Here is a 23091-nt window from a genome sequence, read left to right as displayed (position 1 = left end):
TTAAGTGCCACCACTATCTGCTGTTGATTAGCGACTGGTTATGGGTGGCCTTGACTATTTCTAGCTTTTGTTAGTTGCGATGACTGCCGGAGTCCTGTTTTTGACAAGATTTGGCAAATTCCTGCAACTACAGCTAGATGCTGCTACAGCGAAATGTCTTCTCCCCGCGATGTGAACTGCACTTGTTTCACGTTCCACACTGGGTTAGCGATGAGAGTTTTGCGCAAACTGCCGAAGATAGCTAGCTGTTCGCAGGTTGACATGGAAGTCAAAGTACGTTTGGAGTCGGGGGAGACTCGCAAATCTATTATAGCCTTGCCACTGTTTCGATCGACACTTACCCGATAAGCAAAGTTTAAGTCACCGCCATATTGTCTTTCCAGAATCTTAGACACTGCTGCTAACAGCGATTTTTCAGCAGGGAGTGAAATTGGCTGGGGCATCAGTGTTTTGCACTCAGAGTCTGGTTCGTAGACTGTAACTGTGACTATCTTTGCAGTGTCTGATAGCTGCATCCCTGGAGTCGCAGACAGAAGCGAAGGTGTTTGGCTGGCTGCTGCTGACTCGACTTTGAGCGAGATTGCCATAGGTACACTGTTAGCGTGTAATCTGCGAGACTGGATGCGGTTAGGGGGCAGCATACTACAGCTATACAAACCCATTATAACTGTACTGGCGGCAAAGGTTGTCAAAATTTGTTGGATACTGTTCATCAAAAAAATGGGTCTGAAACCCCGTCCTTTTAGGACGGCTTTACATGAATTTTTGTTAATATCTACCATTTCACACAAGACGTGCTAGTATGTGAAGCGTACTTAAGGTCAGCATGACACTAAAAGCCTTCAGCTATCGATTCTACCCAACGCCGGAACAAGAAAGTTTGTTGCGACGTACTTTGGGTTGTATTCGTTTGGTCTACAACCGTGCTTTAGCCACAAGAACGGAAGCTTGGTACGCACAACAGAAACGGGTAGGCTATGCTGAAACTTCTTCAATGTTAACTGAATGGAAGAAAACCGAAGAACTAGATTTTCTGAACAAAGTTAGCTGTGTGCCATTACAGCAATGCTTGAGACATTTACAAACGGCTTATACCAACTTTTTTGATGGGCGGGCAAAATATCCTAACTTCAAAAAGAAACGCAATGGTGGTAGTGCAGAATTTACCAAGTCAGCATTTAAGTTCAGAGATGGACAAGTCTACCTAGCAAAAAGCACACAAGCGTTACCAATTCGCTGGAGCCGGACACTACCTGATGGTGCCATACCATCAACCTTAAGCGTGAAGCTTGCACCATCAGGTAGGTGGTCGGTTTCTCTGCTGGTAGATGTTGAAATTGAAACACTACCCAAAACAGATAATCAAGTCGGCATCGACCTGGGAGTTACAAGCTTGCTCACTCTAAGCACTGGCGAAAAGATTGCCAATCCCAAAGGATTCAAGGCAAAGTATCGCAAGCTTAGAAGAGCGCAGAAAGCCTTAAGTCGCAAGCAAAAAGGGTCAAACAACCGTCACAAAGCACGGCTTAAAGTAGCGAAAGTGCATCAAGAAATTACTGATGCAAGGAAAGATCATCTTCACAAGTTAACAACACGGTTGGTGCGTGAAAACCAAACCATCGCCGTAGAAGACTTAGCTGTGAAGAATCTGGTTAAAAACCGGAAACTTGCTCTAGCTATAAGTGATGCAAGTTGGGGGGAATTAGTCAGACAACTAGATTACAAGTGCGATGGGTACGGTCGTACTTTAATTAAGATTGACCGATGGTTTCCGAGTTCAAAACGGTGTGGCAATTGCGGACATATCGTTGACAAGATGCCGTTGAATATCCGGGAATGGTATTGTCCTAATTGCGGGACGCACCATGACCGAGACATCAACGCGGCAAAGAATATTTTGGCGGCAGGGCTTGCCGTGGCAGTCTGTGGAGCGACTGTAAGACCCGAACAGAGTAAATCTGTTAAGGCTGGTGCGAAATCCCCTCTGAGGACGGAAGCAGAAACCTAAGTCGTGAGTCTTAGGAATCCCCGTGCGTTTACGCCGGGGTGGATGTCAAGATTATCACTAAATCTCGATCGAACATTCTGGGCGGCTGTACACAAATCCGCATTCAGGAGTCTTTTAAGAAAGTGGCGGGGGAACTCCGTCACTCACAAAAGCCTTTGCAAAAAAGGAAAAAGAAGCCTGCGGTCTAACTGTACTCAGTTGACCGTCAGGTTTGTTCACTTGAAACTTGCTACTCTCGACTTAACTCTATGACTTGGACTCGGCGCCACATTCTCACTCTGGCTGATTTTACTTCCGACGAATACGATACAGTGCTGCAAACGGCGGCGAGTTTTCGGGAGGTACTCGGCCGCCGCACCAAGAAAGTGCCAGCTTTGCAGGGTCAAGTCGTGGCGAACTTGTTTTTTGAGCCTTCTACCCGGACTCGCAATAGTTTTGAGTTGGCTGCAAAGCGACTTTCAGCCGATACCCTCAATTTTACCCCTGGTAGCTCTTCTCTCACCAAGGGAGAGACGATTCTCGATACGGCTAAGACTTATCTGGCCATGGGGACGGATTTGATGGTAATCCGCCACGGACAGGCGGGAGTGCCTAGCACTATTGCCTCGGAAATGGATCGATTGGGTTCGAGAGTCAGTGTTCTCAATGCTGGAGATGGTCAGCACGAACACCCTTCCCAAGGTTTGTTAGACCTTTTTACTATCTGTTCTCTTTTAGATCCCGAACGTCCGAGACTGAAACTTTTAGCAGGCAAAAAAATTGCTGTGGTTGGGGATATTTTGCATTCGCGGGTAGCCCGGTCTAATATCTGGAGTTTAACGGCTTCCGGGGCTCAAGTTCACCTCGCCGGACCGCCTACTTTACTCCCACTTTTGTTTGCTGAGTGCGGCGAAGGTAGGGAAGGTAAGTTATGTTTGCACTGGCATCTCGAACCTGCTTTGGCCGATGCTGATTTTGTGATGACTTTGCGCCTGCAAAAGGAACGGATGAGCCAGAATTTGCTACCGAGTTTACGAGAGTATCATTCTCTGTATGGGATTACGCGCGATCGACTCCAACTCTGCAAACCCGATGTCAAGGTTTTACACCCAGGTCCGGTGAACCGTGGCGTGGAAATTAGTTCCGATTTGATGGACGATCCCCAATTTAGTCTCATTTCTCAGCAAGTTACCAGCGGGGTGGCGGTGCGGATGGCCTTACTTTACCTGATCGGTGGCGGTAAAGTTTAAACTTGCGGTTGCTATTGAAAATAATCGTTACCAGGCTCGACTTGGTAACGATTAACACTCTTTCTAGAAAAATAAACTTTTCTAGTTAAGATTTATTGAATCCAGGCAGCAGATACCCAGCCACCGTTTGCGAGTTGGGCCCAACCATGTTTGTAACGACCACTCAATGCCACATAATCTCCATCATATAACTTGCCAATGACATGAGAACATTTAGTGGGTCGGTGGCGGATATTCAGTCGCCCGCCATTGGTAACAACTTGGGTAGAGCTGTGATACTTGTGATGACCACCGCATTTGCGATACCCACAACTTGCCTGGGCTTCCCCAGGAATACTCACCACAGATAAAGCTACGGCCATACCTACAACGCCTACCCATGCAGAATTAGGAATTTTTAAACCCAGTTCGTCTAAGGACTTGAGCTGGAGTTCAGACTCTGGAGATTCATAAGCAACAAAAGAGTGGTTCAATGCTAGTGCTTCCATAGTTTCCTCATGATTGTTGTTAACTGTTGTCGCTGGAGACTCAGATCAAAAAATCGATTACAAGCTCTAATTATTAACTTATGTGTCACAGAAGGCACAAAGAACTTTTAGGGTCTTGCTGTTACCGAATATTAGACTATTTGCCTGAATCCTGCACAGGTATATGATGCCATGTCAGCAGCTTGGATGGCAAAAAAATCAATAAAGTTTACATCGGCTGCTGAAAATCTTGGGTGAGGGGGGAATGCTCGGACGCTCTGATTTGAGGTATTTGTATCATTGCGATGGGAATCAACAAATGACTTGGGGTTCGAGATTGATTCCTGGATAGATAAATGATACTGTCGATCGCCTAAAATTTGCTGATTGATTGGTTACAGTGCGATCGATAATAAATTAGATCCGGTAAACATCGAGCGATCGCCACTGGCATTGTGTCAAGATAAATTAAGTTCTCCAGCACTATTTCCCAACCATGAATTATGGCGCTGCTCTATCCATCAACACAGTTCCTCAACCCAATCGGCAAGACAGTTTTGCCATTACTTTTGCCCCTTTATCTGTAGAAGAAATCTACACTTTGGCAGATGACGAAGCTAACGGAGCGGTGGTATTGATGAGCGGTACTGTCCGCAACCAAACTGAGGGTAAACCTGTAATTGCCCTAGAGTACCAAGCTTACGAACCAATGGCGGTGAGAGTATTCCAGGAAATCGCCACGGAAATTCGTCGCCAGTGGGCTGATGTCAATCGAGTAGTCATTCATCACCGCGTCGGACGCTTGGAAGTGGGGGAAATCAGCGTGTTGGTAGCCGTGGGCTGTCCCCACCGACGGGAGGCCTTTGCAGCTTGTCAGTACGGGATAGACACGCTCAAACATCATGTTCCCATTTGGAAAAAGGAACATTGGGCTGATGGTTCTAGTAGTTGGGTTAATATTGGTGCGTGCGAAGTTGCTGGTTAGAAGCAAGAAGTCACCCCCCCTAGCCCTGCCCACTCTCTCCTGTCTATTGGCCTGTTTGGGAACTTCCGAAGATAGCGCAACGTCAAAAATCATGGAATGTTCGATGACCCGATTCCACCCATGAGTGACTTTATTTCAGTGTCCTGGTCTGCGGTTGTGGCGACCGTTCAAAGAGTGCAATTGCCAGCGGAAAAACTCTCTAACTATGACTTGGTGTTGCGGTGTCAGGAAGGAAATCGACCTGAAAGCGCTGCTTTTTCAGAACTGTTGAAGCGATATCAATCCCATGTCGATCGCGTTCTCTATCACTTGGCCCCTGACTGGCAAGACCGCCCTGATTTGGCTCAGGAAGTCTGGATTCGAGTTTATCGAAATATCAATCGCTTACAAGAGCCTGTCAAATTTAGGGGCTGGCTGAGTCGCATTGCCACAAATTTATTTTATGATGAGCTGCGCAAGCGCAAGCGCGTCCGCACTCCCCTCTCCCTGGATGTACCCCGTACTCTCGAAGATGGGGAAGTCGATTGGGAGATTCCGGCAGATTGTCCGGGACCGGAGGAAGATTTGACGACCAGAGAATTTTACGACCAATTGCGGGAGGCGATCGCGGATTTACCAGAAGTATTCCGCACGACCATTGTTTTGAGAGAAATCCAAGGGTTAGCCTATGAAGAAATAGCTGAAATGACAGGAGTTTCTCTCGGCACTGTCAAGTCGAGAATTGCCAGAGCTCGCCAAAGATTGCAGTTGCAATTGCAAAAATATCTAGACGGTAATTAGTCTAGTGATTTGCCAGGTAACAACAGAAGATTTGGTGAAGTTTTAGCTAACATCAAAACTTCTATTTGTCAATATAAATAAGCTCTAAATAATACTAAGGGAGAGGTGATACTTTCCCGAATGTGAGGAAGCAGTATAAATTATGAAATCTAACTTTGAATCGGAACACAATCAGCATCACCAAGGTGGCGGGGATGCACTCGCTAGGAATCAAGCTCAACAAAATCATGCTCAGGGGAATGTAACTACTATGACTTGCGATCGCTTTGAAATGCTCAGCGCCTACCTCGATGGCGAAGTTACTGCTGCCGAACGGCGGCAAGTTGAGGAATGGCTGGCAACGGACCCCGCCACTAAAGCTTTGTACTCGCGACTGCTAACTATGCAGCAGAGTTTTCAGTCTCTTCCGGTACCGCCTTCGGCACAATCGGCACAGGAGTTGGCCGCCAAGGTGTTGCAGCGAGTTGAACGCAAGCCGAAACGGATGATAGTCTGGGGTGGATGCGCGATCGCAGCTTTGTTGGTCGCGGTAGTGTCTGGTGTCAGTAGTGGCCGCCAATCCTTCAGTCCCCAGTTTGCTCAATCCCCCGTTAATCCTGAATATGACGGTTTGGTGGTGGCATTAAACGAGCCTGTGGTGGAGATTATTAATCCTAACGATTTGCTCCTCGGAGTCGATGCACCGGTGGTGGAAATTCCCAAATCTGGCCACAAGTAAGAGTTTTAGCTCAACAGATTCCATTGATTTTGCCTGAAAAACCCAAAACCGAAAGCGGCGACTTCTTCAAGAAGTCGCCGCTTTGCACTACAAATTTCTCAACAACCGCTGTTTTTTTCAAACAGATTTATAATAATTGGAAAACTTAGGTTTTTTACCTACAGTGAACTTTATTCTGTTTCAAGTAAATACTAAGTATTATAGCAAAACCTGAAACTATTGTCAATAATTTTTGGGTAAATTATCAAATTTCAAGGAAATAAAAGCGTGTCTGAGCCTAGCAATCACTACCAAACCCTAAACGTCACCCCAACCGCAACACAAGCCGAGATTAAACAAGCCTACCGCCGTTTAGTCAAATTATTTCATCCAGATAGTAACAGTCAAACCGCTGGTCACGAACAAATTGTCCGCCTGAATGCAGCCTATGAAATACTAGGAGATGCCCAGCACAGACAATCCTACGATCGCCAAATTTTCCATCGCACCGTACAGCAAGCACAACCTGTTTCCAACGAAAACATCAGCCGCCAGCAAACAGCCACTGCACGGGATGCCGACGAACACATGGAACAGTGGCTGATTAAAGTATACAAACCCGTGAATAGATTTCTCAACAACATATTGAAACCACTCAAAAAAGAAATTGACCAATTATCAGCAGACCCTTTTGATGACGAATTGATAGAAAATTTTCAAACCTATCTCGAAGCCAGTCGCGAGTTTCTCAAACAAGCTCAAAAATTTTTTCGTTCCATGCCTAATCCATCTAACGTGGCCGGAGTAGCCGCTCATCTTTACTACTGCATCAATCAAGTCGGAGATGGCATAGAAGAATTACATTTATTTACCTTAAACTACGACGATAGGCACTTGCATACAGGTCAAGAACTCTTTAGAATTGCCACTAGACTGCGACGGGAAGCACAAGCTGAATTAAAAATAAAAGCTTAAAAATTAAATTTTCCATCCCTCTAGCTGCTTCCTGCTTTCTTCTTACCCCCTTGGGGCACGGCGGTTTCATTCTTGGCAGGGGCTGTGCCAAGAGTGTCGGCCCTCCGAGTCCCACAAATGCCCATAAAATCGTTTTCCTGCTTTCAAATTCCAAAAAGAACTTGAATTCGTTTCCTAACTTTAAGAAAAGGAGTTTGTTCCAAAGAATCATCATCCAACAATCCCAAATCTCTTAAAGCTTGTTGACGTTCCGACAATTTGAGAGCAATTTGATCTGCTAAATTGGGCTGTTCTACTAATAATTTTTTCAAATCATGGCGTTCCACTACAAACAAAATTGAATCCGCGCTAGTTTTAACAGTCGCGGTTCTCGGAGTTCCCAACAGCAAAGATATTTCCCCAAAAAACTCCCCCTCGTGAAGGGTAGCAATATACTTACCAGTTTTTTGAGAAAGAACTTCTACAGACCCAGAAAGAATAATATAGAAAGAATCGCCTGGATCGTTTTCTTTGCAGACAACCTGTTCTGCTGGAAACAGTTGTCGGTAGCCATATTCTATTAATTGTCGTAGTTCTAAATCTGTACATTGTTCAAAATAAGTTACTCGTCGCAACAAATCGCGCAAATTCCAATTATTTAGAGACTTCGGTACAGACTGTTTGGGAGAGGTAGCATGACCATTGGATTCTGCTGAGTTTTGGACATGGTGGGGAAAAACCTTGTCATTGGAAATATCATTTTTGTGATTTTCAAGTATTTTGGTTAATTCTTGCGGATTTCGCAGCCATAAATCCTGTTGAGGAAAAGGAATTTCGATGTTGCGGTTGCGAAATTCGTAATCAATTAAAAAATTGACTGCACTTTTAATCGCATCGCTTTCCTGTGGCTGGTCCGTCCAAACCAAAAGGTCAAAGTTTAAAGCATTATCTCCAAATCCGCGAAACCAGACTTTCGGAGAAGGATGTGACAAAACATTTGGTTCCTTCCTCGCAGCGACTAAGAGTGCTTCCGTCACTAAAACTGGATCGGTGCCGTAGGCAACGCCAACGGGAATATGTAAGCGACACCGAGGGTCTCTATAACTCCAGTTAATAATGTTAGTTTCAACAAATTTAATATTGGGGATAATAACAAAAAGACCATCTATGGTTTTAATAATCGTGGAACGAATGGAAATATTTTCGACTGTTCCTAATAAATTGTCTATTTCAATAAAATCTCCCACTCTAATTTGGTGTTCAAATAGTAAAGTGATACCGCTGATAAAGTTAGTGGCGAGATTTTGCAAGCCAAAGCCAAAACCAATACCCACAACCCCAGCTATAACAGTTAAAGAAGTGAGATTGATGCCTGCGCCTTGCAGGACGATGATGCAGCCGAAAGTTGTCAAAATATAGCCAATTATGGTAGAAATTGCTTCTTGACTACCTCGATCTAATCCCATCCGAACTAGGAGGCTGCGCTTGATTCCTTCACTAATGATGCGAGCTACAAAAAAGGAAACTATAGCTAGTAAAATTAGTTTGATGATGGCAGCAATGGAAAGATGAGCATCGCCCACATAAAATAGTGGGGTCATCATCGCAGCAGATAGTTGTTCAAAAAAATGTTTGGCTTTTACAGTAATCCAATTCATTAATATTGGGTAAGGGGTAATAAATGGTTGGGAACAGGTGATTAGTTTTGGTTGTCATGGAACTGCAAACGGCTAATTATTGCAGAGTTTATCGGAAAAACTGCAACTGTAGGGTGTCCTGTGTTGCAAAAAAGTCGATCGCACTTTTTATGTCAAAGATTCCTAACTGATGGGCTAGCAACTGATGGGGAGAAGATGTTTGCTAGGGGTACTTGATATCTGATATCTCTTTGTAGAATTAATGTAAAATCTTGCACTATGCTCAAGAACAAGCATCTTGCCTGTTCCCCAAAGAGTAAATTTGATTGTGGACTCGGCGGGAGAGCCCGCCCCTTGCCCATATCTGGAAAATTGGTCGCAATTCATGTACAGCACCCTCAAAGTATCGAAAAATTCCAGCAAAAATTAGTTTATCCTTAAGAAGTAAGTCCTTTACAGAACTTTACAAGCTTACCCTACTTGACTTTTATGCAGTGCATCATCAATCGTCGGGCACAGTTTTCGGCGAGTCATCGTTACTGGCTACCGGAGTTGAGCGAAGCCGAAAATTTTGAGCGGTTTGGCCCAACAGCCCGCGCACCGGGACATGGACACAATTACGTCCTGTATGTTTCTATGATAGGAGAACTTGATGAGTACGGCATGGTGTTGAACCTGTCTGATGTCAAGCACGTCATTAAGCGGGAAGTTACCAACCATCTCGATTTTTCCTACCTTAACGAAGCGTGGCCGGAATTTCAGCAGACTTTGCCAACTACCGAAAACATCGCACGGGAAATTTGGTGGAGGCTAGCTCCTCATTTACCTGTGAGCAAAATTCAATTGTTTGAACACCCAGAACTTTGGGCCGAATATTTAGGAAACGGAATGGAAGCTTATCTAACTGTGTCTACTCATTTTAGCGCCGCCCACCGGTTAGCTCGTCCAGATTTGAGCTTGGAAGCAAATTCGGAAATTTACGGTAAGTGCGCTCGTCCTCATGGTCACGGTCACAACTATCATTTAGATGTGACGGTGAAAGGGGAAATTGATGAGCGGACTGGTATGATTGCGGATTTGGGAGCTTTGCAAAAAGCTATTGATGATTATGTTGTTGAACCGTTGGATCATACTTTTTTAAATAAGGATATTGCTTATTTTGAAAATGTTGTACCGACGGCGGAAAATATTGCGGTTCGTATTTGCCAATTATTACGATCGCCCGTGCGTGAATTGGGAGCAGAGTTGCACAAGATTAAGCTGACTGAAAGCCCCAATAATAGTTGTGAAATTTACTCCGCTGATTTAGAGGAATTGGTGAGTGAAAGTCAGCAGCAGTCAGGGGTTTTGGTTGGGGTTTGACCTCTCCCCGGTCTAAAGACACGGGCATTCTAAACTGTTGCGTAGTGGCAGGATTTATCCCTACCACTACGCTTTTTAGTTTTGGTTTCCTAGATACTGAAACTACTTGACAGTAAAATTCCCAGGGTGTACTATAAAAATAGTATACAAAAATAACAACATGAGACTGAAGAGTTGGGAGTCTCCCCGCAGTGAAGGCAGAAACTCCAAAGGAAAAGGTGGCTCAGCCAGAGTTCGACAGCTAAAAAAACAACAGCAAACTTTGCGGAAAAAATTAAAAGCCCAAAACCCTGAATCGGGCGATCGCCAAAACTACACGCAAAACCAGAAAACAAAAGGGAAGGAAACTCACATTTCCTTCCCTTTTGTCATATTTGCCTCACCTCATTCCGATTACTCAGTACCCTTCATAGGGAGGATTTTTTTTAGATAGGTTGTTGAGTGTGGGTAACTGAGGTCGAGAAGACTGAGGGGGGAGATAGTATTCGGGAGCAGGTGCAGGCTGTTCGGCTCCTGAGCGGTAACTCTGCCAGAATCTCAGGGCGATCGCCACCCCAGCGGTACCTAGCCCAAAAGCCAATAAAGAGCCACTAGCACCAATACTGCCGATCGCTGCATCGACAACACCCACTGTCACAACAAAGCTGGTAATAGGATCTCTACGGTAAGCAGACCTTAAAAGTCGCGTCCATGAAGCATTCATTGCTGTTTACTCTTTTCTATATTTATCTACAATCTGCTATACAAATACTAGACTTGTCTCGACATTTGCTTCTTACTTCATCGGGAGCATGGGAGCGGCTATCCCTCAGTAAGCTTTCACGGTTTAGCCAACCGCGATACGCCAGTTGCTCCACTTGGGGACACCCCAAGACCGCACTAGCTTAAATTAATCGCTCTAAAGCTGATACCTGGCGGAACATTCGGGATTTCTAGCTCAAATACTAGCTTAACCTAGATTAACATTCTCGCCTGTGGGGCATTGTACGGGAGCCCGGTCAAATTGCCAACCTTGTCAAATCAATTTTTTGCCCGATCGACACATCATAATCCAGCTCTACCGTTTTGATAACAAGTATCCCAAGACCGAAAAGTCTCTGATATTGTTTCTTGTGGATATTCTAATCAATTCGAGAACTGGTGACACTCCACAGAGAACTCACACCGACTATTCCCTGGCGATCGAGCCGATGTGAGGCTGACAGCACGCTAAAATTAGTTGAGGCCTAACCAGGACAGTAAGCCCTGCCCTGTGGCATACTCGATCGCCAAAGTGAGGATAAAGCCGATCATCGCAGCTCTACCGTTGAGCCTTTCGGCGTAGTTGTTGAAGCCAAATTTTGGCTGTGACAGTTTCGGAGTTATGGTTGGTTGTATAGGTGTCATTGCTTTAATTGCCTCTGTGTGCCTAGTATCTAAATGTGAAATCCAATGTTAGTTACAATTCTTAAACGTTTCTTCTCCCATTGTAAAGAGGGTTTGTGAAAGTTGACAAAATACCTAGATTTTTAGAAGCGGTTAACCCGCCATAAATCAATTTGAGATTTAAAATTTGAGATTGAAGAATTAAAGAATTGCTCCCACGGTCTGATACCTTAAACTCTTTTGGTCTCCAGTCCCTGCTACCAAAAACTCCTAGCTAAACCTAACCAGTTACACTGCTGCATATATGACAAATCAGTTAGATACAGATAATCTTCCCCTAGCGGCACAGCGAGTTGCCTTTGCCCTGCGGACTGCGGGCTGGACTTGCTTCTGGGCCCAAGCAGTGCTGGGCGTGGTGGCGGGGTTAATTTTGCTGCTGGCAGTCCCCTCTGCCCTGTCGAGTAGTGCCTCCGCTACGAGCCAGACCAGTGCTGGAACCGGCGGAGGTGTATTGTTGGCTGTGTGCGGGCTCTTAGCCCTCGGCTACAGCGCCTATCGGGCTTTTCGGTTTACTCGCTTATCTAAAGAACTGCGATCGCCCGCCAGCGGTGTCCGCCCCAAAAGGGCGCAGACGATTCAAGAAGTACGATTGACACTGATGAGTAATTTGTCGGGAATGCTGCTGACGCTGCTGGGAGCAGAAGCAATCGGTGGTACATTGTTCGTCAAATCTATATCTCAGCCCCAAGTTTTATTCGGTGCAGCCGTCGATTTCAGTCGGTTCATTCAGCCCCTCGATATATTTGTAGTGCTGGCAAACATTCACGCTACTTTAGCCCACTTTGTGGGGATAGTCGGAGCTCTGTGGTTGCTCGATCGCATCAACAAGCAGTAGTTATTAGTTATTAGTGATTGGTTATTAGTGATTGGTTATTAGTGATTGGTGAGGGAAGATCCCAAGCATGAATCACCAGTTACCAATCCCCAGCGACCACTTCATCAATAGCAAATCAAGGGAGCTTAGCCCTACTAGACTCTCCCCCTAATGGCATCCGGAATCAGTACCAACTTGTCGAATAAGTTACTCAGATACCTTGTAGTAAAACAACATAAATATCATGGCACTGAAACCCGATGCTTATTTTGGGGTGACAGATCACACAACTATTGAAGTTTCTCAAGAAAGTTTTCGCTCTGTCCTTGGTCAAATAGAAGCTGAACTACTTTGTAGCGACACCTACAGCCACGCTCTAGCTAGCTTGCAAACTATGTTGGGCGAAGCGGCATCGGCAGCGGAAATTTTAATTAGAGCGGTTAGCCGAGAAGCAGTCAAACTAGCATTTGAGCGGTTCCCCAAATCACAAAAAACGGAACTACAACTAGCCCCGGAGAGTTTCGCCCTGGCAAGTTCTACTATGGGAAGTTCTTCCCTGACAAGTCCGCTGCTGAGCAAAGCTACAGAATTTACGGCAGTCAGAGAATTAGAACCGTCACAAGTATCTGCTCCCATCTTTTATCGTCGTAGCACTACTGTGGAATTGCTACCCAAAACAGAGTCGGACACTGAAAATGCCGATCTTCGAGATACCGAAACTCTCGAACCAAACCAACAATTTCCCCCAGACGAAGGTCAAGTTGAGTCAGCTACACCCGGTGCTGTGGTAGTTAAAGGAAACTCCTTCCCAGGATTTTCTTTTCTTCAGAAACACAAGAAGCTCACTAAGGAAGAAGCACTAGCTTTGGGTATTCAACAACGGAAAGATTGTTTGTGCGAGTTGGGGAGAGAATTGCGCCTAGGAAGGGAACTTAGAGCCTTATCTATCCAACACATCCACAGTCAAACTCTGGTGCCGCTGCACCACATCGAAGCGATCGAAAATGGGGAAATTGAGAAACTCCCCCAAGACATCTACGTTAGAGGTTTCATCCGTCGGATCGGCGATGCCGTGGGACTCAACGGCACTGCCATGGCAGATGCTTTGCCTCAGCTAGATGCCAGTGGCAATCTCAACTCCTATTTGTCGGTTTCCGAATCGGACTCAGACGATGGCTTTCAAATGAATTCAGCCCATTTGTATATCGGGTATACAGCTTTAATGGCTGGGGCTGTGGGGGGTGTGGCTTGGCTATCGCAACAACCTGTTGTGCCAGGGGGGCAGCCCGTACCGGCAAATCTAGTGACACCACCTGCCTCCGTTGCGCCAGCGACGGCGCGCGACACCCCCGCACCTAAACCTGGTGTGAAAAAGTCTACCACTCATGGGGGCATGATTATGGGGGCTGATATGGCGCCACCTGAAATGATTTGGGCCTAAAATCTGTTAGTGGAAAATACCGATCGCAATTTTCATCGATCTAACCTTGAGGTCGATCGCCCCACAGTCACAAAGTGAATTTTCCAGTACATCAGGAAACCCGATATCTGCGATAAACTAACTACTCGACCAGTCATTTTAAGGTTTCCGAGAAGATGAGTTCCCCTGCCACTGCTGCTTCCTCCCCGATCGAGCCACTATCGACTCAGCCACCAAGTATCCCAAATTTGGTGACACCAGACACTACTTTGTCAACGACTGCTCCAATTCCACAAAAATCTTGGACAATCGAAGATAGCGAAAAACTATACCGAATTCAAGGTTGGGGGGAACCCTATTTCTCGATCAATGCAGCCGGTCACGTTACAGTATCTCCCAAGGGCGATCGTGGCGGCTCCCTGGACTTGTGCGAACTGGTAGAATCTCTCAAACAGCGAAACTTGGCACTGCCACTACTGATTCGATTTTCTGATATTTTGGAAGACCGGATTGAGCGGTTAAATTCTTGTTTTGCAAGAGCGATCGCCCGCTACAATTACAAAAATGTCTATCGCGGTGTCTTTCCGGTCAAATGCAACCAGCACCGCCAATTAGTTGAAGATTTGGTGCGTTTCGGTCAACCGCACCACTTCGGCTTGGAAGCTGGATCTAAACCGGAATTAATGATAGCTTTAGCCACTTTAAAAAACCCAGGCGCTTTATTAATTTGCAATGGTTACAAAGACCGCGAATATATAGAAACGGCTATTTTAGCCCAGCGGTTAGGGCAAACTTCAGTAGTTGTGCTTGAGCAAATAGAGGAAGTGCAACTGGCGATCGCCGCGGGCAAAGCATTAGGAATTAAACCAATTTTGGGAGTGCGAGCCAAACTCAGTACCACTGGTGTTGGCCGCTGGGGAGGTTCCACAGGCGATCGAGCAAAATTTGGCTTGACTATTCCTGAAATTGTCCGCGCTGTCGAGGAGCTGAAAAAAGCAGGAATGCTAGACTGTTTGCAACTGTTGCACTTCCATATCGGCTCTCAAATTTCATCGATTAGCGTCATCAAAGATGCCATCCGAGAAGCCAGCCACATTTATGTAGAATTAGCTAAGTTGGGAGCTAATATGAACTACTTGGATGTAGGTGGTGGACTGGGCGTTGACTATGATGGTTCTAAAACTAATTTTCATGCCTCTAAAAATTACAATATGCAAAACTACGCCAACGACGTAGTAGCGGGAGTAAAGGATGCCTGTGACGAGCGAAAAGTACCAGTACCAATTATCATTAGTGAAAGCGGACGGGCGATCGCTTCTCACCAATCAGTGTTAATTTTTGATGTACTTGGTACGAGCGAAGTTCTGAGGGAAGTACCAGAACCTGTAGACGAAAACGCCCACCAAATTCCGCGGAATCTCTACGAAATTTACCAATCAATTAGTCCTGAAAATTATCAAGAAGTCTATCACGATGCTATCCAATTTAAACAAGAAGCAATCAGTTTATTTAACTTAGGCTATTTGGGAATTGCTGAACGGGCTAAAACTGAGCAATTGTATTGGGCTTGCTGCGAAAAAATCCAGGCGATCGCGCGGGAAAAAGAATATGTATCCGACGATTTGGAAGACTTAGAAAAGGTGATGGCCTCAATTTATTACATCAACTTATCTGTTTTTCAGTCAGTGCCCGACAGTTGGGCAATTAACCAATTGTTCCCTATTATGCCAATCCACCGACTTGATGAAGAGCCAACTCAGCGAGGAACTTTGGCAGATCTCACCTGCGATAGCGATGGTAAAATCGACCAATTTATCGATTTGCGAGATGTCAAGTCAGTTTTGGAACTGCATCCTCTGAAGCCCGGACAACCTTACTATTTAGCTCTATTTTTGGGAGGTGCTTATCAAGAAATCATGGGGAACCTTCACAACTTATTCGGCGATGCAAATGCAGTACACATTCAGCTAACGCCTTCTGGCTATCATATCGAACACGTTGTGAAAGGAGACACGATGAAAGAAGTTCTCAGCTATGTACAGTACGATGCAGAAAGTTTGGTTGAAAGCATCCGCCGTCAGACAGAGGAAGCGTTGCAGCAAAATAAAATTACTCTTTCGGAGTCACAACTTTTGCTGCAAAATTATGAAAGGAGTCTTAGCCAGTATACTTATCTTCAATCTTAGTTAGTTATTGGTTATTGGTTAGTTGTTAGTTGTTAGTTGTTAGTTGTTAGTGGTTAGTTGTTGGTTTTTATTATTCACAACTAATAACACACAACCAACAACTAATAACCAAGAACCAATAATAACTAACCAATAACAACCAATAACCAACAACCAATAACCAATAACCAATAACCAATTAGTTAGTGTTGCTGAGAATATCTGCGATCGCCCGCCGTTCTTCTTGTTGTTGAGTTGGCAAAACTTGACGAGCATCAGTAATCAGCCAATCGAGAGCCGCCGCTTGCAAATCGATCGCAGCCCCCGTTTTATCAACGCAGTAGCGCCCGAACACCAGTTTGTCAACTAAGCGCACTTCTGGCCCCAAACGGGAATACTCAAAAATCACGCTATTTTCCACTGTCGCGCCACTGCAAAGCCAACAATTGGGGCCGATCATCGTCGGGCCAACAATTTTGGCTCCATCTTCAATAATCGTCATCCCGCCAATATAAACAGGTCCGGTAATGTCAACCTTGTCCCAATTCACAGCTACATTTAAACCAGCATAAACGCCGGGACGAACTTCTATTCCCGGAATCGAAACATTTTTAACTTCTCCCAATAGTACACTTTGAATCGCCCGCCAATAGTCAGGAACTTTGCCGATATCCACCCACTCAAAGTCCATGCTAATCCCATAAAAAGGCGCGCCTGCTGCTACTAGCTTAGGGAATAATTCCGAACCGATATCGTACTCTGTATCAGATGGAATATAATTGAATATTTCAGGCTCAAAAATGTAAATACCAGTGTTGATATCGGTACTCAGAGCTTCTTCTACAGAGGGTTTTTCTTGGAATGCTTTAACTTTACCAGAATCGTCTGTTACCACAACTCCGTAACTCGAAACTTCTTCGCGGGGGACCGATTTCATCACAATAGTAGCGATCGCTCCTTTTTCCCGGTGCCACTTGACAGCAGCCGTCAAATCCAGGTCAATCAAAGCGTCTCCGCACAGCACCACAAAAGTATCATCAAAAAATGGTGAGAAGTCCTGAATCCGCTTCATACCGCCAGCCGAGCCGACGGCTTCTCCGATCATTTGTCCCTCTTCAATCCGTCCCTCAAAAGAATAGCCAATTTGTACCCCAAATTTTTGACCATCGCGGAAGTAATTTTCAATCACGTCCGCTAGGTGGGAAACATTGACCATAATCTCGTCAAATCCATGCTGACGGAGCAATTCAACCAAAAATTCCATCACAGGTTTTTGTAGGATGGGAATCATTGGTTTCGGTATTGTCTGAGTAATGGGACGGACACGAGTACCTTTACCGGCCGCCAGAATCATCGCTTTCATTCTTAACTTCCTCAACCCTTTGTTAATTGATATCAACTCAACACTTAGATGCTAGCGGTTACGATCTACAATTGTCGATCGCACTTAAAAGCCTGACCTGTTTATTTCCCACACAGTACCAGGCTATGAATCACTGATTCGGGATTTCCCTGAATTTCACCAATCAGGAATCACGACTCAGTTAGCACTGGAGTGAGTGTCTTGCTCCCAAATAGAGCCAGAAAATTCCGGCTAGGGAGCTTCTGCCTGGAATATTAACCGACGGAGTAACATAGTTATTAGTTTCGGAGCAGTCAGTCTCATTTCCGTTGAAGTTTAGAGAACTCGGATTTTGAGGTCTCGATAAAACTCTTCTTGAACCAACTCTACTTTAGACTGAGCCGACAGTAGCAACAGCGCCCAAAAAATACCAACGCGGTCATGATTGGGCGAATTTGTTTCCTCCGTTTCCTCCATAGAGACCGTAATTTGCGACTCAGCAGGAGAGTGCAAATCGTGATGAGGCCAGAGTTCCAGCAGTTGTTCCAAGTCCAGCCAACCCTCATCAATTTCAGAATTGCGTTCTCCCAAAAACCGCTCCAGTTCACTAGCAGTTTCCACCAGATTTTCTTGGTGAGCTAGCTCAAATATAGCCCGCGCCGCTTGAGACCGCATTTTTGAGCTAGTGCGTCGCCGGGGAACAACTGTCTCCTCCATTGCCGCTTTCATTAACTGCAACTGCTCAATCAGCTCTGGAAGCGTCACCGGGCGTTTTTGGGGTAGTTTAGCCACACCACGACGCCGCAGTTGCCGCTCCAAATGCTGCGGCAAATGTCGCCCTCCTGAGTTTTCTGCCTCTTCTAGTGGCACCTCATCGGCGGAGTCATTCACGGGGGGTTCCGAGAGGACAATACTTTCTGCTTTGAGCAAAACCAGCATGGAAGCATACAAAAATGCCTGACCGGAGTGGGACAAATCAGAGAAATCCCCACTCTGCTCCGCATCCCGCGCCTCGTTTAGCTTGTTCAAACAGCGATCGAACACTTCAATCACTTTAACGTCCCAAGGATTGATTTCTCCCCGTTCTGCTAAGTCAATTAAAATTGCGATCCCCTCGGAAATCGTCTGTAAACCATCTTGGGCTTTGGCAATGGTCATTCGATTTTAGATTTTAGATGATCGAGCCTATATTTGATTTAATTAGCGATCGCCACCGCACTCTTGATATCATCTTACACGGTGGACGGTTCTGCACTTTCTAACAAAAGTTGTTTCGCTTCTACTTCTGCTTTATACCGTTCTATGTCCTGTTCCAAAGCTTGAATTTGTTGCTCCTTTTGGCGAACTTGACGAGTCTCGGCACGAGAGGCGAGCATTCGCTGCATTCTAGACCACAAACTAAAAAGCCACGCTAAAATTGCCCCCAATCCAGTTGCCATAATTAATTCTACTGACAAAGGAGCTTTAACTTGGAAGCCTTTGATAATTTGAATAGTTGTCGGCTCTGTATTCTCAATGCTGAACAAGACTAAAGCCAAACAAATCAGAAAGATGAAGAAGAAGTTGAGTGCCCGCATTTTCTCTGTTCCTAATTCTCAAACTGTACAAATTTTTGTGTCTTGGTAAACTATTAGATTCCCGACTTTTTCCAGCAGTCTTGATGCTAGAGCTTCTGTTTTTTAGCTGTGACTGAGCAACTGCTTTAGGTTTGCAGGATTTTCTGAGTTTTGTGACCAATGCCCATGGCTGGCAATAGTTTATATTTCAAACCAATACCAGCAACAACGAATAAAGCAATAATCACTGCACCAATTCCTACCGGACTGGGAACCCAAAATACAGCCTCTAAATAATTAATTTCCCCCGGTTTGAGCTTCCAGACTAACTGTTTTCCCTGGTCAGAGATTTCCGGTAAGATCGCACCGGGGACAGTTTGAATACTTTCGGATCCCCAAGGCGTGTTCAAGCTAAAGTCTAGCTCTAAAAGTCCCCCAGGACTGACGATCAGATTACCGTTAGCCGACAGCAAAGAGATCGATCGCAAATCCAACTCCAAACTTAACCGATTTCGCAGCACCAGCAACAAATTATTTTGCTTGACCTTTAGGTGAGATTCAAACTTCGGCAAATCCGTTTCTAAGGGAGTAGCAACCCTAGTTTTTTTGGTAGGTACGGGATTGTAAAATTGGTTAAACTTTTCCTCTAACTCTGCACCATTATTAAAAGGAATCCTAACCAAAACCTCTCGCTCTGAAAGCCGTTTAGTTTTCCCATCCAAAGAGCGTACTCTACGTTCTACACTATTCAACCAATCTCCAACAATCTCGCTGCTGAAGCTCGTCAGCCGTTCCCCCAGCTTAATGTGCTGCACAATTTCGCCGCGAGTTTGGCTTTCAAAGTTGACTCCGACATCGTACTGAACGCAGCCTGTTACCAAAGTTAAAAGGCACAATACAAAAGGTAAAAGAAACAAGAAGTGTTGTTTCCTTTTCCCTGGTTCATCCTTGACCATTTGCTGCTTCATTGTTGTGTTATTTTTTCCCTGTTTAACTTCCAGGATCTACCTGGAAACCCATGTCACTCTTGCTCTGCCTCGCCAGCTTTGATGCAAATTTGAGGCAGAGCCTCTGCATCTTCATTACCAGGCAGAGCCTGGTAACGAGTAATTACCAGTCAGAGCCTGGTAACGAGTAACTCACAGCCAGGACACTCCAAAAGCCTATTTATTGTCTAGAGGCAACGCCCAACTGTCGAAACAGCATACTGGGTAAATAAGCCCCGCCGCCTACCCATTCAGATTCGCTACTCAAATCTACCAAATTTTTAAAGGCTTCAAAAATGCTGCCCGCTACCATTGTATTCTTGACGCGGCCTACTATTTTGCCTTTTTCTACTTTATAGCCTAAAGCCAAATTGACTGAAAATTCGCCGGCTAATTGATTGGACTGACCGGCACCTAGAACCTGCTCTACTATCAAGCCTTCGTCCATGCTCGCAATCAATTCTTGAGTAGGAGTATTTCCGGGGAGAATGCAAAAGTTGGTCAAATCTGGACCGGGGCGAGACAGTCCCCCCCGAAAACCGTTGCCTGTAGATTCTACACCTCCACGAGCAGCCCATCTACGATCCCAATAAAATCCGGTGACAGTACCTTTGTCAATTAAGACTTTACGAGTGGTAGGAGTGCCTTCGTCGTCAAAGGGACGAGCATAGGGCCCTAAAGTGGGGTCTTCTAAAAAGGTAAAGCGTTCGTCAAATAAGGTTTCGCCGATTTTGTCGGCTAGGGGAGAGGCTTTTTGAACGACGGCTTGGCCCGACAGGATGGTGTCAAATAGACCACCGAGGGTGCTAGCGGCGGCGTTGGGAGTGAATAATACGGGGTAGGAACCGCTGCTGATGCTGGCTGCATTTTCGGCGAGGCGGTATTTTTCCAGGAGTGTTTGCAGGATGTTGTTGGTGTCTAGGGGGCGATCGCACGCTACATCATAACTGTATGCTTGCATAAAATCTTCTCCCTGCACCAAGTTGCCAGAAATAGTGCCACTGACTATTTGGCTGCTTCTTTCGGCATAGACATCTTGGGTGGTGGCAATTTTGACGCGGCCGCTGCGGACGTGGAAGCCGACATCGACGATGATATCGGGATTGTAGGCGTGAACTTCCTCGATGAGGTTTTTGCCATTTTCGACTAATTCGGCGGTTGTGGGCGGAATGTAGGTAGTTTCCGGCGTGGTTAGGTGGAAGTTGGAGGCTAGTTCAAATTCCGCTGCATCGCCGATTTCGGCAGTTTGAATAGCTGCATCGACTAAATCCTCTACCCGCGTTAAATCGGTGGAACTAGCAAAGCCGATTTTGCCCTTGTAAATCAGTCGGAGTGCTACGCCTTGGAGGGCTTTGGTTTGCAGGGATTTGAGGCGATTGTTCTCAAATTCGATCGGGGTGTCTTGGCTGGATAGGTAGTATACTTCAGCGCTATCGGCGCGCCCAGATGCCAGTTTCAAAATCTGTTCTATGGTGGAATCGCTCACAATAATCGCCTTTCTGGTTTGGTCTTTGTTTTATTTTAGCTATTTTATGCGTGGCCAGAAACCGGGTTTTTTCTGAGAATAGCGATACCCCACAAAAAAAACTGCGAAAAACCCGGTTTCTTCGGTTGTATGCGCGGCCATAAACTGGGTAAAACCTTGCGCTTCAACTGTCAACTGTCAACTGTCAACTGTAGAGGGCGATCGATATAATTAAACTAGATCCATGAACGAGGTAAACTATGCCACTAACTGCAACCGAATATAAATATGTGGAATTAGATGAGAAGAATGTGCCTATCATCGCCGGAACCACAATGAAAGTGATTGAATTAGTACAAGCTCATATCGCTTACGGGTGGAGTCCCGCCGAGTTGCACCTAAATCATCGTTATTTGACAATGAGCCAAATTCATTCTGCTTTCGCTTATTATTGGGATCACAAACAAGAGCTTGATTCGGATATGCAGCGCCGATTCGAGTATGCTGAAAAGTTACGATTAGAAGCGGGCGAATCTCCTTTATCTAAAAAACTCCGCGCCCAAGGACTAATTAAATGAGCATAGCGCTATATATGGACGAACATATCCACTTGGCAATTACGGTGGGATTACAGTTTCGGGACGTAGATGTTTTGACAGTTCAAGACGATGGTAGAAAAGGTATGCCAGACACGGTTATACTCGATCGCGCAATGGATCTTCAGCGCGTTGTTTTTACACAAGACGAAGATTTTTTAGCCATAGCCAACCGTCGCCAGCAAGAGGAAGTCAATTTTTCTGGTGTCATCTATGCCCATCAACAAAAAGTCACTGTGGGTGATTGCATTCGTGACTTGGAAATTGTTGCTAAGGTTAACGAACCTGAAGATTTAGTTAACTGCGTTCAGTACCTACCTTTGTAGCAAACCAGTTAGTGATATTATTTCCGATGGTTTCTGAGTCGCCTCATCCAAGAAACCGGGTTTCTGTGAGATTTTACGCATCCTCACGAGATATTCATGAGAAACCCGGTTTCTGAGTCTCGCGTGCAAACTTATGACACTCCAGCCATCTGCTGAACTCTAGCAATAATTTCCCTGACTATCTCCGCATCTGGCGATCGCAAACGCTGTAAAATATCCAAAGATTGCTGTAAATAATTCAAAGCTAACTCAAAATCTCCCTTCTCATTTGCTAACAACTGTCCCAGCATTGCAAAAGTAGCAGCTTTCCCTTGAACATTGCCAATTTTTTCCTTAAGTTCGAGAGATTGTTGATAAAATGCGATCGCCTGTTCTACTTCTCCTTGATTGGCATAGATTATGGCTAGACAGTGCAAAGTAGCAGCTTTCCCTTGAACATTGCCAATTTTTTCCTCAAGTTCGAGAGATTGTTGATAAAATGCGATCGCCTGTTCTACATCTCCTTGATTGGCATAGATTATGGCTAGACAGTGCAAAGTAGCAGCTTTCCCTTGAACATCGCCAATTTTTTCGTAAATTTCGAGAGATTGTTGATAAAATGCGATCGCCTGTTCTACATCTCCTTGATTGGCATAGATTCCTGCTAGTTGGTGCAAAGTAGCAGCTTTCCCTTGAACATCGCCAATTTTTTCGTAAATTTCGAGAGATTGTTGATAAAATGCGATCGCCTGTTCTACATCTCCTTGATTGGCATAGATTATGGCTAGACAGTGCAAAGTAGCAGCTTTGCCTTGAACATCGCCAATTTTTTCCTGAAGTTCGAGAGATTGTTGATAAAATGCGATCGCCTGTTCTACTTCTCCTTGATTTGCATAGA

Annotated in this window: 23 protein-coding genes; 12 read left to right on the top strand and 11 right to left on the bottom strand. The window is 45.2% G+C overall.

What is annotated here, in order from left to right; all coding sequences use genetic code 11:
* Positions 1–143 precede the first annotated feature (143 nt).
* Positions 144–587, bottom strand: a complete 444-nt coding sequence (locus tag AAFP14_RS01665; RefSeq protein WP_341730592.1) for a hypothetical protein — start codon at positions 585–587, stop codon at positions 144–146.
* A 239-nt stretch (positions 588–826) separates the two neighbouring features.
* Here AAFP14_RS01665 and AAFP14_RS01660 point away from each other — a divergent pair, with 239 nt between their 5' ends.
* Together AAFP14_RS01660 and AAFP14_RS01655 are read left to right on the top strand one after the other, a co-directional pair.
* On the top strand, positions 827–2008 hold the full coding sequence (locus AAFP14_RS01660; protein ID WP_341730591.1) for an RNA-guided endonuclease InsQ/TnpB family protein: 1182 nt from the start codon (positions 827–829) through the stop codon (positions 2006–2008).
* A 248-nt stretch (positions 2009–2256) separates the two neighbouring features.
* Positions 2257–3237 (top strand): aspartate carbamoyltransferase catalytic subunit, encoded by a 981-nt coding sequence (locus AAFP14_RS01655; RefSeq protein ID WP_341730590.1) that lies wholly within the window; start codon positions 2257–2259, stop codon positions 3235–3237.
* Between the two features lie 92 nt (positions 3238–3329).
* Here AAFP14_RS01655 and AAFP14_RS01650 read toward each other — a convergent pair whose 3' ends face one another.
* Positions 3330–3725 (bottom strand): SH3 domain-containing protein, encoded by a 396-nt coding sequence (locus tag AAFP14_RS01650; RefSeq protein WP_341730589.1) that lies wholly within the window; start codon positions 3723–3725, stop codon positions 3330–3332.
* A gap of 475 nt (positions 3726–4200) precedes the next feature.
* Here AAFP14_RS01650 and AAFP14_RS01645 point away from each other — a divergent pair, with 475 nt between their 5' ends.
* The 4 genes from AAFP14_RS01645 (at position 4201) to AAFP14_RS01630 (ending at position 7141) form a co-directional block, all read left to right on the top strand.
* On the top strand, positions 4201–4689 hold the full coding sequence (locus tag AAFP14_RS01645) for a molybdenum cofactor biosynthesis protein MoaE (protein WP_341730588.1): 489 nt from the start codon (positions 4201–4203) through the stop codon (positions 4687–4689).
* 120 nt (positions 4690–4809) lie between these two features.
* On the top strand, positions 4810–5469 hold the full coding sequence (locus AAFP14_RS01640) for a sigma-70 family RNA polymerase sigma factor (RefSeq protein WP_341730587.1): 660 nt from the start codon (positions 4810–4812) through the stop codon (positions 5467–5469).
* A gap of 142 nt (positions 5470–5611) precedes the next feature.
* A complete protein-coding gene (locus AAFP14_RS01635) occupies positions 5612–6187 on the top strand; it encodes an anti-sigma factor family protein (RefSeq protein WP_341730586.1) in 576 nt (191 codons plus the stop codon).
* A gap of 267 nt (positions 6188–6454) precedes the next feature.
* Complete coding sequence (locus AAFP14_RS01630; RefSeq protein WP_341730585.1) at positions 6455–7141, top strand: J domain-containing protein; 687 nt, start codon at positions 6455–6457, stop codon at positions 7139–7141.
* Positions 7142–7284: 143 nt separating this feature from the next.
* Here the strand turns inward: AAFP14_RS01630 and AAFP14_RS01625 are convergent, their stop codons facing one another.
* Entirely contained in the window at positions 7285–8778 is a 1494-nt protein-coding gene (locus tag AAFP14_RS01625) for a cyclic nucleotide-binding domain-containing protein (RefSeq protein ID WP_341730584.1), read from the bottom strand.
* 468 nt (positions 8779–9246) lie between these two features.
* Here AAFP14_RS01625 and AAFP14_RS01620 point away from each other — a divergent pair, with 468 nt between their 5' ends.
* A complete protein-coding gene (locus AAFP14_RS01620; protein ID WP_341730583.1) occupies positions 9247–10119 on the top strand; it encodes a 6-pyruvoyl trahydropterin synthase family protein in 873 nt (290 codons plus the stop codon).
* Positions 10120–10516: 397 nt separating this feature from the next.
* Here the strand turns inward: AAFP14_RS01620 and AAFP14_RS01615 are convergent, their stop codons facing one another.
* Positions 10517–10822 (bottom strand): hypothetical protein, encoded by a 306-nt coding sequence (locus tag AAFP14_RS01615; RefSeq protein ID WP_341730582.1) that lies wholly within the window; start codon positions 10820–10822, stop codon positions 10517–10519.
* A gap of 512 nt (positions 10823–11334) precedes the next feature.
* Positions 11335–11505 (bottom strand): hypothetical protein, encoded by a 171-nt coding sequence (locus AAFP14_RS01610; RefSeq protein WP_341730581.1) that lies wholly within the window; start codon positions 11503–11505, stop codon positions 11335–11337.
* Positions 11506–11788: 283 nt separating this feature from the next.
* Between AAFP14_RS01610 and AAFP14_RS01605 the strand changes: the two genes are divergently transcribed.
* The 3 genes from AAFP14_RS01605 to speA all read left to right on the top strand — a co-directional run bounded on the left by AAFP14_RS01605 (position 11789) and on the right by speA (position 15964).
* Positions 11789–12379, top strand: a complete 591-nt coding sequence (locus AAFP14_RS01605; RefSeq protein WP_341730580.1) for a DUF3611 family protein — start codon at positions 11789–11791, stop codon at positions 12377–12379.
* A 223-nt stretch (positions 12380–12602) separates the two neighbouring features.
* Positions 12603–13799 carry a helix-turn-helix domain-containing protein gene (locus tag AAFP14_RS01600; RefSeq protein ID WP_341730579.1) on the top strand — a complete coding sequence of 399 codons (1197 nt, stop codon included), beginning with the start codon at positions 12603–12605 and terminating at the stop codon, positions 13797–13799.
* Positions 13800–13954: 155 nt separating this feature from the next.
* Entirely contained in the window at positions 13955–15964 is a 2010-nt protein-coding gene (speA, locus tag AAFP14_RS01595; protein ID WP_341730578.1) for a biosynthetic arginine decarboxylase, read from the top strand.
* 178 nt (positions 15965–16142) lie between these two features.
* On the opposite strand, the gene AAFP14_RS01590 is transcribed toward speA, so the two are convergent.
* The 5 genes from AAFP14_RS01590 to AAFP14_RS01570 all read right to left on the bottom strand — a co-directional run bounded on the left by AAFP14_RS01590 (position 16143) and on the right by AAFP14_RS01570 (position 21313).
* Positions 16143–17306, bottom strand: coding sequence for an NDP-sugar synthase (locus AAFP14_RS01590; protein WP_341730577.1), 1164 nt, complete (start codon positions 17304–17306; stop codon positions 16143–16145).
* A 315-nt stretch (positions 17307–17621) separates the two neighbouring features.
* On the bottom strand, positions 17622–18443 hold the full coding sequence (locus tag AAFP14_RS01585; protein ID WP_341730576.1) for a segregation/condensation protein A: 822 nt from the start codon (positions 18441–18443) through the stop codon (positions 17622–17624).
* Positions 18444–18517: 74 nt separating this feature from the next.
* Entirely contained in the window at positions 18518–18862 is a 345-nt protein-coding gene (locus AAFP14_RS01580; RefSeq protein WP_341730575.1) for a LapA family protein, read from the bottom strand.
* Between the two features lie 125 nt (positions 18863–18987).
* The gene (locus tag AAFP14_RS01575) at positions 18988–19809 is read right to left on the bottom strand and encodes a DUF3153 domain-containing protein (RefSeq protein WP_341730574.1); all 822 of its coding nucleotides are present in this window, start codon (positions 19807–19809) and stop codon (positions 18988–18990) included.
* A gap of 199 nt (positions 19810–20008) precedes the next feature.
* Positions 20009–21313: a TldD/PmbA family protein gene (locus tag AAFP14_RS01570; protein WP_341730573.1), complete on the bottom strand. Its 1305-nt coding sequence runs from the start codon at positions 21311–21313 to the stop codon at positions 20009–20011.
* A gap of 239 nt (positions 21314–21552) precedes the next feature.
* On the opposite strand from AAFP14_RS01570, the gene AAFP14_RS01565 reads away from it, so the two are divergent.
* Positions 21553–21870 (top strand): DUF433 domain-containing protein, encoded by a 318-nt coding sequence (locus AAFP14_RS01565; RefSeq protein WP_341730572.1) that lies wholly within the window; start codon positions 21553–21555, stop codon positions 21868–21870.
* The gene (locus tag AAFP14_RS01560; RefSeq protein WP_333273926.1) at positions 21867–22214 is read left to right on the top strand and encodes a DUF5615 family PIN-like protein; all 348 of its coding nucleotides are present in this window, start codon (positions 21867–21869) and stop codon (positions 22212–22214) included. Before AAFP14_RS01565 ends, AAFP14_RS01560 begins: the two co-directional genes overlap by 4 nt.
* A 131-nt stretch (positions 22215–22345) precedes the next feature.
* Here AAFP14_RS01560 and AAFP14_RS01555 read toward each other — a convergent pair.
* Positions 22346–23091 (bottom strand): tetratricopeptide repeat protein (locus AAFP14_RS01555; protein WP_341730571.1); only part of this gene is annotated, 746 nt, incomplete at its 5' end.

The sequence above is a fragment of the Microcoleus sp. EPA2 genome (genome assembly GCA_020882975.1).
Lineage (GTDB): Bacteria > Cyanobacteriota > Cyanobacteriia > Cyanobacteriales > Microcoleaceae > Microcoleus.
Note: the sequence above shows the minus strand (reverse complement) of the source record. Positions and strands in the feature narration are given on the sequence as shown.

Coding starts and splice junctions, on each gene's coding strand:
- AAFP14_RS01665 (WP_341730592.1), bottom strand. CDS start 587: ATGGCAATCTCGCTCAAAGTCGAGTCAGCAGCAGCCAGCCAAACACCT.
- AAFP14_RS01660 (WP_341730591.1), top strand. CDS start 827: ATGACACTAAAAGCCTTCAGCTATCGATTCTACCCAACGCCGGAACAA.
- AAFP14_RS01655 (WP_341730590.1), top strand. CDS start 2,257: ATGACTTGGACTCGGCGCCACATTCTCACTCTGGCTGATTTTACTTCC.
- AAFP14_RS01650 (WP_341730589.1), bottom strand. CDS start 3,725: ATGGAAGCACTAGCATTGAACCACTCTTTTGTTGCTTATGAATCTCCA.
- AAFP14_RS01645 (WP_341730588.1), top strand. CDS start 4,201: ATGAATTATGGCGCTGCTCTATCCATCAACACAGTTCCTCAACCCAAT.
- AAFP14_RS01640 (WP_341730587.1), top strand. CDS start 4,810: ATGAGTGACTTTATTTCAGTGTCCTGGTCTGCGGTTGTGGCGACCGTT.
- AAFP14_RS01635 (WP_341730586.1), top strand. CDS start 5,612: ATGAAATCTAACTTTGAATCGGAACACAATCAGCATCACCAAGGTGGC.
- AAFP14_RS01625 (WP_341730584.1), bottom strand. CDS start 8,778: ATGAATTGGATTACTGTAAAAGCCAAACATTTTTTTGAACAACTATCT.
- AAFP14_RS01620 (WP_341730583.1), top strand. CDS start 9,247: ATGCAGTGCATCATCAATCGTCGGGCACAGTTTTCGGCGAGTCATCGT.
- AAFP14_RS01615 (WP_341730582.1), bottom strand. CDS start 10,822: ATGAATGCTTCATGGACGCGACTTTTAAGGTCTGCTTACCGTAGAGAT.
- AAFP14_RS01610 (WP_341730581.1), bottom strand. CDS start 11,505: ATGACACCTATACAACCAACCATAACTCCGAAACTGTCACAGCCAAAA.
- AAFP14_RS01605 (WP_341730580.1), top strand. CDS start 11,789: ATGACAAATCAGTTAGATACAGATAATCTTCCCCTAGCGGCACAGCGA.
- AAFP14_RS01600 (WP_341730579.1), top strand. CDS start 12,603: ATGGCACTGAAACCCGATGCTTATTTTGGGGTGACAGATCACACAACT.
- speA (WP_341730578.1), top strand. CDS start 13,955: ATGAGTTCCCCTGCCACTGCTGCTTCCTCCCCGATCGAGCCACTATCG.
- AAFP14_RS01590 (WP_341730577.1), bottom strand. CDS start 17,306: ATGAAAGCGATGATTCTGGCGGCCGGTAAAGGTACTCGTGTCCGTCCC.
- AAFP14_RS01585 (WP_341730576.1), bottom strand. CDS start 18,443: ATGACCATTGCCAAAGCCCAAGATGGTTTACAGACGATTTCCGAGGGG.
- AAFP14_RS01580 (WP_341730575.1), bottom strand. CDS start 18,862: ATGCGGGCACTCAACTTCTTCTTCATCTTTCTGATTTGTTTGGCTTTA.
- AAFP14_RS01575 (WP_341730574.1), bottom strand. CDS start 19,809: ATGAAGCAGCAAATGGTCAAGGATGAACCAGGGAAAAGGAAACAACAC.
- AAFP14_RS01565 (WP_341730572.1), top strand. CDS start 21,553: ATGCCACTAACTGCAACCGAATATAAATATGTGGAATTAGATGAGAAG.
- AAFP14_RS01560 (WP_333273926.1), top strand. CDS start 21,867: ATGAGCATAGCGCTATATATGGACGAACATATCCACTTGGCAATTACG.